This is a genomic window from Mucilaginibacter sp. GW822-FHT03E02, from assembly GCF_058801545.1.
In genome coordinates this window covers 2,973,832-2,986,730 of sequence record NZ_JBXANJ010000001.1, presented here as the reverse complement: position 1 = coordinate 2,986,730, position 12,899 = coordinate 2,973,832, and the positions used below count along the sequence as shown (strand labels likewise).

13 protein-coding genes are annotated in these 12,899 nt (G+C 41.9%); all 13 read left to right on the top strand.

The genetic code is table 11. From position 1 onward, the window contains the following. The first annotated feature begins 189 nt into the window (after positions 1-189). On the top strand, positions 190-714 hold the full coding sequence (locus AC1RM2_RS12520) for a YceD family protein (protein ID WP_492985414.1): 525 nt from the start codon (positions 190-192) through the stop codon (positions 712-714). A 15-nt stretch (positions 715-729) separates the two neighbouring features. Then, on the top strand, positions 730-921 hold the full coding sequence (rpmF, locus tag AC1RM2_RS12515) for a 50S ribosomal protein L32 (RefSeq protein WP_090652090.1): 192 nt from the start codon (positions 730-732) through the stop codon (positions 919-921). 15 nt (positions 922-936) lie between these two features. Next, the gene (plsX, locus tag AC1RM2_RS12510; protein ID WP_492985413.1) at positions 937-1,875 is read left to right on the top strand and encodes a phosphate acyltransferase PlsX; all 939 of its coding nucleotides are present in this window, start codon (positions 937-939) and stop codon (positions 1,873-1,875) included. Positions 1,876-1,885: 10 nt separating this feature from the next. Beyond that, positions 1,886-2,875: a beta-ketoacyl-ACP synthase III gene (locus AC1RM2_RS12505; RefSeq protein ID WP_477383027.1), complete on the top strand. Its 990-nt coding sequence runs from the start codon at positions 1,886-1,888 to the stop codon at positions 2,873-2,875. Between the two features lie 293 nt (positions 2,876-3,168). Next, positions 3,169-3,639 carry an acetyl-CoA carboxylase biotin carboxyl carrier protein gene (gene accB / locus AC1RM2_RS12500; RefSeq protein ID WP_492985412.1) on the top strand — a complete coding sequence of 157 codons (471 nt, stop codon included), beginning with the start codon at positions 3,169-3,171 and terminating at the stop codon, positions 3,637-3,639. 204 nt (positions 3,640-3,843) lie between these two features. After that, positions 3,844-5,178 (top strand): acetyl-CoA carboxylase biotin carboxylase subunit, encoded by a 1,335-nt coding sequence (gene accC, locus AC1RM2_RS12495; protein ID WP_090652093.1) that lies wholly within the window; start codon positions 3,844-3,846, stop codon positions 5,176-5,178. Positions 5,179-5,253: 75 nt separating this feature from the next. After that, positions 5,254-6,120, top strand: a complete 867-nt coding sequence (gene tatC, locus AC1RM2_RS12490) for a twin-arginine translocase subunit TatC (protein ID WP_492985411.1) — start codon at positions 5,254-5,256, stop codon at positions 6,118-6,120. A 192-nt stretch (positions 6,121-6,312) separates the two neighbouring features. After that, the gene (locus AC1RM2_RS12485) at positions 6,313-7,302 is read left to right on the top strand and encodes a hypothetical protein (RefSeq protein WP_492985410.1); all 990 of its coding nucleotides are present in this window, start codon (positions 6,313-6,315) and stop codon (positions 7,300-7,302) included. A 403-nt stretch (positions 7,303-7,705) separates the two neighbouring features. Beyond that, on the top strand, positions 7,706-8,986 hold the full coding sequence (locus AC1RM2_RS12480; protein ID WP_492985409.1) for a replication-associated recombination protein A: 1,281 nt from the start codon (positions 7,706-7,708) through the stop codon (positions 8,984-8,986). Between the two features lie 181 nt (positions 8,987-9,167). Then, positions 9,168-10,643 (top strand): DUF5687 family protein, encoded by a 1,476-nt coding sequence (locus AC1RM2_RS12475; RefSeq protein ID WP_492985408.1) that lies wholly within the window; start codon positions 9,168-9,170, stop codon positions 10,641-10,643. Positions 10,644-10,645: 2 nt separating this feature from the next. Next, entirely contained in the window at positions 10,646-11,374 is a 729-nt protein-coding gene (locus tag AC1RM2_RS12470) for an ABC transporter ATP-binding protein (RefSeq protein WP_492985407.1), read from the top strand. Between the two features lie 23 nt (positions 11,375-11,397). Next, positions 11,398-11,970: a Crp/Fnr family transcriptional regulator gene (locus AC1RM2_RS12465; RefSeq protein WP_492985406.1), complete on the top strand. Its 573-nt coding sequence runs from the start codon at positions 11,398-11,400 to the stop codon at positions 11,968-11,970. A 175-nt stretch (positions 11,971-12,145) separates the two neighbouring features. Then, positions 12,146-12,862, top strand: a complete 717-nt coding sequence (locus AC1RM2_RS12460; RefSeq protein ID WP_492985405.1) for a pirin family protein — start codon at positions 12,146-12,148, stop codon at positions 12,860-12,862. Positions 12,863-12,899: the final 37 nt, after the last annotated feature.

Here is a 12,899-nt window from a genome sequence, read left to right as displayed (position 1 = left end):
AAATGCAGATGCAATCCCTCCGGTTGGTAAATTGCCCCTGGCTGGTTACCATGGCAATCAATCTTAGCGCTTGTTGTTCAACCTCATACCGCCAACCTTTCACCTTTCACCTTTCGCCTTTTACCTTTTTCAAAAAACACTTTCCAGTTATGGTATTTTTCCATACATTTGCGGGCTAATTGTTGCTCATTGAAATCGCTTAGAACATATTCGATTCCTTTTACGGGATTAAAACTGGGGAAACACCGGTTTGATTTTACTGTTGATGATGCTTTTTTTGACGAATTTGAATATTCGCTGGTTAAAAAGGCTAACTTGCAGTGCGTTGTTGAATTGGATAAACAGGAGACAATGATTATCCTGAACTTTGACATTAAAGGCACCGTTGATGCAAGCTGCGACAGGTGTTTGGCCCAATATCCGCAAACGCTGGATATAACCGAACAGCAAATTGCCAAGTTTAGCGAGGAACCGGTTGATGAAGATGACGAAATTATTACCCTGAGCAAAAATGATCATGAGATTAATATTGCCGGGCTGATATATGAATACATAAACGTTGCCATGCCATTTATATCGGTGTGCAGCGATGAGGGTAACACTTCATATTGTGATAAAGAAATGCTTGACAGGTTAAACAGCCTGGCCGGAAACGAAGAACAAACTGAGGATACAGACCCACGGTGGGATGTACTCAAAAAAATAAATAAATAATAAAATAGCAGGATCATGCCACATCCAAAACGTAAAATATCCAAATCAAGAAGAGATAAGCGCAGAACACATTACAAAGCTGAAGCTCCAACTTTAACCACTTGCCAAACTACCGGCGCTATACACTTGCCGCACAGAGCTTATACTGTTGATGGTAACGTTTACTATAACGGTAAAGTACTTATCGAGAAAGCAGCAGTAGCCTAAGTTTATTTTCTGAAAATGAAGATTGGCTTAGATATTATGGGCGGTGATTATGCTCCCAAAGCAACTGTTTTAGGAGCAATCGAAGCTTATAAGGCTTTATCTGCCGACCAAAAACTGGTACTTATAGGAGATAAAGACACTGCGGTTACTATTCTTCAGGAAAACAATGTTAGCCCCGATCATTTCGAGTTTGTGCATACAACCGAAGTGATTGGCATGGGCGAACATCCTACCAAAGCAATTGTACAAAAACCAAATTCGAGCATTTCGGTTGGCTTTCAGTTGCTTAAGGAAGGTAAAATTCAGGCATTTTCATCGGCAGGAAACACCGGCGCCATGCTGGTGGGTTCTATGTTTAGTGTAAAAACTATTCCGGGCGTTGTGCGCCCGGCCATGACTACCATTGTACCCAAACTTAAAGGAGGTTTGGGTATTTTGTTGGATGTAGGCGCCAATGCCGATTGCAAACCCGAGGTGTTGCTTCAATTTGGCATACTGGGCAGTTTATTTGCCCAATCGGTATATGCTATCCAAAACCCAAGGGTAGCCCTCATGAACATAGGTGAGGAGGAAGAGAAAGGCAATATCCTTTGCCAGGCTACCTATCCTTTAATGAAAGAAACCAAGCTGTTTAATTTTGTTGGTAATGTTGAAGGCCGCGACCTGTTTAGCGAAGGGGCCGATGTTTTTGTATGCGATGGTTTTACAGGTAATGTAATATTAAAGCTTGCCGAAACGTTTTATGTTATTACACGCAAAAAACAGTTTAAAGACGAGTTTTTTGATAGGTTTAACTATGAGCAATATGGCGGCAGCCCCATCCTTGGTGTAAATGCCCCCGTAGTTGTTGGCCATGGGATATCAAGTCCCGAGGCTATAAAAAACATGGTGCTTTTATCAAAAAACATGGTGGAGAGCGGCCTGGTTGATAAAATTAAACAAGCTTTTCAGTAAAAATATAAAGATGAGTAAAATTCATGCCGCTATTACTGCTGTACATGGTTACGTGCCCGACTATGTATTAACCAACCAGGAACTGGAAACATTGGTTGATACAAATGACGAGTGGATAGTAAGCCGTACCGGCATTAAGGAGCGCCGTATATTAAAAGGCGAAGGTTTGGGTACATCTGATCTGGCCGTTCCGGCGGTACAGGCGCTGCTAAAAAAACGCGGCATAGGTGCCGAGGAAATTGACCTGATTATTTTTTGTACTACTACACCCGATTATGTTTTCCCGGCTACGGCAAATATTTTAGCTAATAAAATAGGTGCTAAAAATGCCTGGGGATATGATCTTTCTGCCGCTTGCTCGGGTTTTATTTTTGGCCTGGCTACCGGCTCACAGTTTATCGAGAGTGGTAAACACAAAAAGGTATTAGTGGTTGGCGGCGATAAAATGTCGTCGATAACCAATTACCAGGATCGTGCTACCTGTATTATTTTTGGCGATGGCTGCGGCGCCGTATTGCTTGAGCCAAACGATGAAGGTAACGGTATCATGGATTCTATATTAAAAAGCGATGGCTCGGGAGTTACTTACCTGCACCAAAAGGCAGGCGGTTCTGTAAAACCCGCATCGCATGAAACAGTTGACGCCCGCGAGCATTTTGCTTACCAGGAAGGGCAGGCTGTTTTTAAATTTGCTGTTACCAACATGGCCGACGTAGCCCACGAGGTAATGGAACGCAATGGCCTTACCGGCGAGGACGTTGCCTGGCTGGTACCACACCAGGCCAACAAGCGTATTATCGACGCTACCGCAAGGCGCACAGGCTTAAGCGATGATAAAGTAATCATTAACATTGAACGTTACGGCAATACAACAAACGGCACCATCCCATTATGCTTATGGGAGTGGGAAAGTAAATTTAAAAAAGGTGATACCCTGATACTGGCAGCCTTTGGTGGCGGCTTTACCTGGGGCAGCATCTATTTAAGATGGGCGTATTAATTAGATGTGCAGATGAAAAAGGAATGTGCAGATATGCGGATTTCAGATGTGCAGATGAAAAAACGAATTGCCGGTTTTAACGGTGTAGGCGACGAAATAGCAAGTCGAAAAAATTAAAACATCTATCTGATAATAAACGTTAATTTTACCATAAGATAAATAATAGTAAATAAGAATCTGCACATCTTGAATTTGCATATCTGCACATCAAAACCGCATATTTGCACATCTGAAATCTGCACATTTGTATAACTTTAGATATAAAATTTGTCCCCAACCAATTAATCCCAACTATGGATATTAAACAAATTCAGGACCTTATTCGCTTTGTGTCGAAATCTGGCGTAAACGAAGTGTCAATTGAGCAAAAGGATTTTAAGATTACGATAAAAACCAACGAAACACAGCCGCAGGTTATCCATGCCAGCATACCGGCGCAAACTGCGCCTGCCGCATTGCCACCCGCACCGGTTGCAGCTGAACCCGTTGCCCCGGCAGCACCTGCCGGCCCTGATACATCTAAGTATCTGACAATCAAATCGCCAATGATTGGTACTTTTTACCGCTCGGCAAGCCCTGATAAGCCATTGTTTGTAAACGTTGGCGACGAAATTAAAAACGGCAGCGTGGTTTGTATCATTGAAGCCATGAAGCTTTTCAACGAAATCGAGTCGGAAATTTCTGGCCGTATTGTTAAAGTATTGGTTGATAACGCATCACCTGTAGAGTACGACCAGCCTTTATTTTTAGTAGAACCAGTTTAATTGATTTGAAAATTTGAGAATTTGAAGATTTGAAAATACGCCTCTTAAGTAGGTGGCTATTTAATAATTTTAAAATCCTCAAATTGAAAAGATGTTAAAGAAAATATTATTTGAAAATTTGAAGATCTGAAAATGCACCTCTTAAATGGGTAGTGATTTAATAATTTTCAAATTTTCAAATCCTCAAATCTTCAAATTGAAAAGATGTTTAAAAAAATATTAATAGCTAACCGGGGCGAGATCGCTCTGCGAATTATCCGTACCTGTAAAGAGATGGGTATTAAAACCATAGCTGTATATTCAACTGCCGACCGAGATAGCCTTCATGTACGTTTTGCTGATGAAGCTGTTTGCATAGGCCCCCCACCAAGCCGCGATTCGTACTTAAATATCCCAAACATTATTTCGGCTGCCGAGCTAACCAATGCTGATGCGATACATCCTGGCTATGGTTTCCTTTCGGAAAATGCCAAATTTTCGGCCATTTGCGCGGAGTACGGTATTAAATTTATTGGCGCTACAGCCGATCAGATCAACTCCATGGGCGATAAAGCTTCGGCTAAGGAAACTATGAAGAAGGCGGGCGTGCCTATCGTGCCTGGCTCAGATGGTTTGTTAACCGATATTAAATCGGGCATCGCGATAGCTAATAAAATAGGCTACCCTGTAATATTAAAGGCAACTGCCGGTGGCGGTGGCCGCGGTATGCGCATTGTTTGGAAAGACGAAGAATTTGAAAATGCCTGGGATTCGGCCCGTGCCGAGTCGGGTGCTGCTTTTGGTAACGATGGCTTGTACCTTGAAAAATACGTTCAGGACCCACGCCATATCGAAATACAGGTAGTAGGCGATCAGTATGGCAAAGTTTGCCACCTGTCTGAACGTGATTGCTCTATCCAGCGCCGTCACCAGAAACTGGTTGAGGAATCGCCATCGCCTTTCATGACCGAGAAACTGCGTAAAAAAATGGGCGAGGCCGCTATTAAAGGTGCCAAAGCTGTTAAATACGAAGGCGCCGGTACGGTAGAGTTTTTGGTTGATAAAGACCGCAACTTTTACTTCATGGAAATGAATACCCGCATACAGGTAGAGCACCCGGTTACCGAAGAGGTAATTAATTTTGATTTGATTAAAGAACAGATTAAAGTGGCTGCCGGTATCCCAATTTCGGGTAAAAATTACGAGCCAACCATGCATGCCATTGAGTGCCGTATCAACGCCGAAGATCCTTACAATAACTTTCGCCCATCACCGGGTAAAATCACCAACTTTCACTCGCCGGGTGGCCATGGTGTGCGCATAGATACCCATGTATACACAGGATATGTGATACCGCCAAACTACGATTCGATGATTGCCAAAGTAATTTGCTGCGCCCAAACCCGCGACGAAGCTTTAAGCACCATGGAGCGTGCCTTAAGCGAATTTGTGATTGAAGGTGTAAAAACAACCATCCCGTTCCATTTAAAATTGTTAAAAGATCCAAACTTCAGGGCCGGTAATTTTACCACCAAGTTTATGGAAACGTTTGAAATGTAAAATAAATTCAAACTATCTTCATTCAATAAAACGTACTTAGCACAATAGCGTTTATACAGCGGTATTTAACATACAATGAGCGACAATAAATTAATTAAAGCCATAAAAGATAAAGGTAAAACGATGGAGGCCGAAATGTCCTTCTTCGACCACCTGGAAGCTTTAAGATGGCATTTGATACGATCGGCTTTAGCCATTGTAGTAATTACCAGCGTTGTGTTTTATTTTTATGATTGGATTTTTGACACCATTATCATGGGGCCAAGCAAACCAACCTTCTGGACATACCGGATGCTTTGCGCATTGGGCGACCTTTTGCACCGCCCGGGTTTTTGCATCGATAAAATAAATATCCAATTAATTAATACCGAGATGGCCGGGCAGTTTACCCTGCAAATCAACTCGTCATTAATTATTGGCCTTACATTGGGTTTTCCGTACTTATTGTTTGAAGTATGGCGTTTTGTACGCCCGGCCTTGCATGAGAAGGAACGTAAAGCCGCATCGGGTTTTGTGTTTTATGCAACCGCTTTATTTATTATCGGTGTTTTGTTTGGCTATTACGTTATTACGCCCGAGTCGATTAATTTTCTTTCGGGTTACACGGTAAGTGCAACTATCAAGAATTTATTTGATATCGATTCGTACTTGTCATCTGTATCCACCTTAACGTTGGCAACAGGTATCGTGTTTGAGCTGCCAATTTTGGTATATATCCTATCAAACCTGGGTATCCTTACCGCTAAATTTATGCGCGAAACCAGGCGGTATGCTATCATCGTTATTATGGTTGTTGCTGCGGTTGTTACACCAACACCAGATATGATGACTATGACCGTAGTAAGTATCCCGTTGTTTGCTTTATACGAAGTAGGTATCCTGGTATCGGCCGTAGTTGAAAAACGGAAACTGAAACGCGCACAGGAAGACGGGTTAGTGTAGATTAATTAGCTGAAAGCTATTAATCTACACTAATATAACTTAGCTGAAAGATATGCTAATTGACTTGACCCGGTCGTTTACTATAACGGCTGGGTTTTTATGCAAATTAAATATTCTTGATGTGTCCTTAGTTAATTTAAATTATTCTCCACTGTTTTTATTATTAATAATAATTATTATCATTGAGAAAATATGGTTTTGAAAGAATATATTGATACTTTAAGAAACGATTCTATCTATATCAAATTGCAATCCGAACAGAAATTTGGTGGTGCAGTGGATATAAATAGTCTTGTTAAGGCTTTAAATTCACTTAATCAATCGTATAAAAACTTTTTGTCAATTGAATTGTGTAAAAATTCAAATGTAAAAAGTGCTACCAAAAAAGGAAAGAAAGAGCTCAATGATTTTATTGCTGACTCCGAATTACTTATAGTAGACTTGGATTTTGCCAGTTTTGGCGCGGCGATTACGCCCAATATTATTACATCTCATCACTATAGCACTATTAAGGATAGTTTAGATCTGAAGAAGAAATCTTTTGAGGAGTATAAACAAGATGTTTTTTATGCTGATTATACAGATGAGGCTTTTTTGGAACGTATTACGACTAAATATACAGAAGAGGAAAGATTGGAAATATATAAGCCGATCATAGATAATTTAATCAGTACAGAGAAATTCAAGTTTTTTTATGGTTCGAATAAAGAGCACTTAAAAAGCATGTCTAAAAATGTTTTAAAAAATAAAGCAATAGATAAATTTATACCAAAGCTTCTGCTTGAAGAGAACGTAAAGGACGAAGGTATGTATGTGATTTACGTTACAAGCAGTGATGAAATGGATTTATTTGGAAGAAAACCCAAATTCTCGAAAATACTTGCAACTACTAAGCTTGAAAAGCCGACTTATCCGTATCAATTACACGAAATAAAAACTGATAAAGCAGTTTATGTTTTTAAAAAAACAGTAAGCGCTAATGTATCCTTTGATGAGGGAATGTTTTTTATTGAATATCCGGATTTGAATATTGAGGTTTGGGGTGATAATAGAGCAGAGGCGGAAGACGCTTTCAATTTTGCGTTGAAGTCAATTATCAAAAATATTTATCTGGCGGAAGATGCGAGTTTAACAGATAAGGCTATAAATTTAAAGTCACATCTTCATACAATAATTAAATAATGCGACCAAGAAAACCTTTAGATATCGAGAAAGCACTTTAAAAAAAAGGTTTTATCAAAGAAAGCGATTCACATCATAATTATTATTTTTTAACTATAGATGGTAAAAAGACTGATTTGTATACTTATTTAAGCCACGGTAAAAACTCAACAGACTATGGTCCAAATCTTATGAATAAAGTAAAGAAGCAGTTGCGATTTCTTGATACTCAAAAAGCAGAACGTTTTTTAGATTGCCCTATGACGGAATCTCAATACATAGAAATGCTAAGAGAACTTGACGTTATATAACTTTCAAAATCTTAGTTTCTTCAGTCAACTTTATATCCGACAAACAAATTTCTGTAGTTAATATAATTTACTAACTTTCTTGGGGTCTGGTGATTTTTTCTGAATTTTACCATATGACCAACCTCCCACCATTAGCCGAACGGATGCGCCCAAAATCGCTTGATGATTATGTGGGGCAAAAACACCTGGTTGGCCCGGGGGCGGTGTTGCGTAAAGCCATCGAATCGGGCGCATTGCCGTCTATGTTGTTTTGGGGGCCGCCAGGGGTAGGTAAAACTACATTGGCTTATATTATATCACAATCCTTAAATCGCCCTTTTTTTGCGCTCAGTGCCATTAACTCGGGGGTGAAGGATGTGCGGGAGGTTATTGAAAAAGCATCCCTGTTAAAACAAGGCGGCCAAACGCTGCCGATTTTGTTTATTGATGAGATCCATCGCTTCTCTAAATCGCAGCAGGACTCGTTGCTGGGTGCTGTTGAGCGCGGCATTGTTACGCTGATTGGCGCCACTACCGAGAATCCATCCTTCGAGGTTATTTCGGCTTTGTTGTCGCGATGCCAGGTTTATATTTTACAACCCCTTGCCGAAGAAGATTTGCTGAACCTGCTGGAGAAATCGATGCAGGAAGATGTGGTGTTGAAAGAAAAGCATATCACCATAAAAGATCATGAAGCTATTATGCGCCTCTCCGGCGGCGATGCCCGCAAGCTGCTCAATATTTTCGAGCTGCTGGTAAACGCCTTTGACAGCCCTGAAATAGTTTTAACCGACGAAATTGTGCTGGAACACGTACAGCAAAATATGGCGCTGTATGATAAAACCGGCGAGCAGCATTATGATATCATTTCGGCCTTTATCAAATCCATGCGCGGCAGCGATCCTAACGGAGCAGTGTACTGGCTGGCGCGGATGATTGCAGGAGGGGAAGATCCATTGTTCATTGCCCGCCGTATGCTCATCCTGTCATCAGAGGATATTGGCAACGCCAACCCCAATGCCCTGTTATTGGCCCAAAGCTGTTTTGAGGCAGTGAACAAGATAGGCATGCCCGAATCGCAGCTGATATTATCACAAACGGCAATTTACCTGGCCACATCGCCCAAAAGCAATTCGGCCACAACGGCTATTGGTGCTGCCATGGCATTGGTAAAGCAAACCGGCGATTTGCCCGTACCCCTGCACCTGCGTAACGCGCCCACCAAATTCATGAAAAACATTGGCTACGGTAAAGATTATAAATACGCCCACAGCTACGAAGGCAATTTTACCGACCTTGACTTTTTACCCGACGCCCTCCGTGGTACAAAAATTTATGAGCCCGGTAACAATGCCCGCGAAAACGAATCAAAAGAGAAGTTGAGAAAACTTTGGGGCGATAGGTATAAGTATTGAAGAAGAGTCAAGAATTAAGAGTCAAGAATCAAGATGGATTTTGATTTCGAATAACCGATTAACTTTCTTGAAACAAAATTCCCGGTTTAAGTACTTTAAATTTTATCTTGCCTCACAATCTTTTTACAACACTTTAAGCATTTGTCTTAATTCTTGATTCTTAACTCTTGATTCTATTTCTATGGTTACATCCTTTATCGGTCATGAATTAAAAGCTTTCTGGCGATCAAAAAATACAGGGAAAAGTATTGCCATCCGGGTGGTAATGGGCGTTTTGATCCTTTACCTGTTCATAAACGTGCTTTTCATCGGTTTTTTACTGGATAAATTTTTGGAGCATGCCTACCCTAATGAGGAGCTGGTGATTCCCTTTTGCGGTATCATCCTCATTTATTTCCTGTTTGATTTATTGACCCGGCTGCAGTTTCAGGAATTGCCAACGCTTAGGGTACAGCCTTATCTGCATTTGCCCATAAAAAGAAATTTTCTGGTAAAATACCTTGCGATAAGTGCAACGCTATCGGTATTTAACTTATGGCCCTTTGTGCTGTTTTTGCCCTTTATAATAAAAGTGCTGGCGCCCGATTCGGGAGCGGTTATTGTTTTGGCTTTTATAATCGCGATAGCTGGTTTTACGGTATTTAATAATTATTTGGCCCTGTATCTTAAAAGGCGATCAAATATCAATGGCTGGGTATTCCTGGTTTCGGCGGCTGTCTTGATCCTCATCATTGCCTGCGATTTTTTATGGCATCTCATTTCGTTGCGCGCTATCTCGTTTGCTTTCTTTGGTAAGCTGCTTACCATGCCTGCTTTGGCCTTGTTACCTGTTGTTTTGGGCGGGGCTATGTATTATTTAAACTTTGCATATCTTAAGCAAAACCTCTACCTCGAAGATCTCACAGCGCATAAAGTAAGTTCCTATAAGAGTAGTACCGATATCCCTTTCCTATCAAGGTTTGGCGCGGTTGGCGATTTAACTGCCAACGAGATCAAACTGGTTTTACGTAATAAGCGGTCGCGCTCGGCATTGGTTATGGGCTTGTTTTTTATTTTTTACGGGCTGCTATTTTATCCATACCCTCGTTATGGCGAGGGTTTTAAGGTTTTTGCGGGCATGTTTATGACCGGTATCTTTATTATCAATTACGGGCAGTTTATGTTTGGCTGGCAGGCATCACACTTTGATGGTTTGCTGGTAAGCAAAGTTAACTTTGCCGATTTTATTAAAGCCAAATACCTGCTGTTTACAACCATATCAACGGTATTTTTCGTCCTTACTATGCCTTACGTTTATTTTGGATGGCGTGTGCTGATAATTCATTTTGTGATGTACCTGTGGAATATTGGCGTAAATACCACCATGGTACTCTATTTTGCCAATCGCAATTTTAAACGACTCGATCTGTCAAAAGGGGCGGCCTTTAACTGGGAGGGCGTTGGCGCTTCGCAATGGATACTGTCGCTACCACTAATCATTACGCCGTTTATTATTTACGGTCCGTTCGCATTATTGAAACATGCAGATATCGGGATTGCTTTGATAGCGGTAATTGGCATAACCGGCTTACTAACCCGTAATTACTGGATAAAAGTGCTTGAAATGGATTATCACACAAAAAGATACCAAATAGCCGAAGGCTTCAGAAATAAATAACCATGATTGAGATAAAAAACCTGAAAAAGATATATAACGGCGTAACTGTGGTTGATGTACCGCACCTGATAATTAACAAAGGCGAAAGCGTTGGCCTGGTTGGTAATAATGGCGCGGGCAAAACCACCCTGTTCCGGATGATACTTGATCTCATCCGGCCCGAAACCGGCGAAGTATTATCTAATGGCGAAGTTGTGGCCGGGCATGAAAACTGGAAAAATTATACCGCATCATACCTTGATGAAGGTTTCCTGATAGATTACCTTACCCCCGAAGAATACCTGTACTTTATAGGCGGCCTGCACCAGCAAAGTAAAGCCACTGTTGACGAAACCCTGGTAAAGCTATCTGATTTTTTTAACGGCGAGATCCTGAAAAAAGGCAAATACATCCGCGATTTATCCAAAGGGAACCAATGCAAGGTAGGTGTAGCTTCCTGTGTGCTGCAAAACCCCGAATTGCTGATGCTTGACGAGCCCTTTGCCAACATAGACCCCAGTACCCAGTTCAGGCTAAAAAACATGCTGAAGGAGCTGAATAGGAACAATAACGTAACCAACTTCGTATCCAGCCATGACCTTAACCACATCACCGACGTATGCGACCGTATCCTGCTGATGGAAAAGGGGGTGATCATAAAAGATATCGCCACCAATTCATCAACCCTTAAAGAACTGGAAAATTATTTTGGCGTAGGCCAGGAAGCAGACGAGCTGGCTAAGGATATTTAGACGGCCTTTTTTTACCTTTGGGCATGTCATTTACCCTCATACTAAACAACATTGCCAAACATATTCATTTAACCGCCGATGAGCAGACCATTTTTACCGGTATGCTGCGGCCGCAAACCATAAAGCGCAAGCAATTTTGGTTGAGCGATGGCGATATATGCAAACACTCGGCCTTTGTAACCAGCGGGTGCCTGCGTGGCTTTACAGTTGATAAAAACGGTATTGAGCATGTGCTGAGCTTTGCCCCGGTAGATTGGTGGATGGCCGATATGTACAGCCTGATAAGCCAGAAACCCGGCATGCTGAACGTAGAGGCGCTGGAAGATACAGAGGTGCTGTTGCTGAGTAAAACTAACCAGGAGGCATTATATAAACAGATACCCAAGTTTGAGCACTTTTTTCGGGTATTGGTCGAGAATTCGCTGGTTGCAAGCCAGCAGCGCCTTATAGACGGCCTTAGCCTTACGGCTGAAGACCGCTACAACAATTTTTGCAAACGTTACCCCACACTGATATATACCCTGCCCCAAAAGCAAATAGCATCATACATTGGCGTTACGCCGGAGTTTTTTAGCAGGATGAGAAGTAGGAAGTAGTTGGCTGCAGGCAGGTTTCAGTTTGCAGTTTAACCGTGACTTTATAGATTTATCTACGCCACGATTCGTGAAATTCGAAACAATTCGTGAAATTCGTGTGAATCTTAATCTACATCAACTTCCCCTTGCCAATCCCGCTGTACCTTTACATCAACAAAACAGAGGAAACAACATCATGGCACAAACCATTTTACATAAAGCCGAAACACGGGGGCACGCCAACCACGGCTGGCTGAACAGTTACCATTCTTTCAGCTTTGGCAGTTATTATAATCCCGAAAGAATGAACTTTGGCGCACTGCGCGTTTTAAACGACGATACTGTGGACGCCGGGATGGGCTTTGGCAAACATCCGCATGATAACATGGAGATCATCAGCATACCGCTGGAAGGCAACCTGGAGCACGAGGACAGCATGAACAACGTGGCCGTTATTAAAAATGGCGACATCCAGGCGATGAGCGCCGGTACCGGTATTTACCATAGCGAGTATAACCAGGATCCCGACAAACGGGTAAAATTCCTGCAGATCTGGATTTATCCTAACCAGCGTAACGTGGAACCCCGGTATGACCAGCTTACCCTGAACCTTGACGACCGCCATAATAAATTGCAACAGGTGCTATCGCCCAATCCAGATGATTCTGGTGTGTGGATTCACCAGGACGCATGGTTTAATTTAGGTAAATTTGATGCGGGCGTAAGTACTGATTATACTATCCACAAACCCGGCAACGGCGTATACGCATTTGTATTAAGCGGAGAAGTGCAGATTGACGGCCAAACCGTTGGCACCCGCGATGCATTGGGCATTTGGGACACCGAAGGTTTTACCATCACCGCAAGTACCGATGCAGAATTTTTGCTGATGGAAGTGCCGATGAGCTTTTGATGTGCAGATTTTAAATGTGCAGATATGCAAATTAACT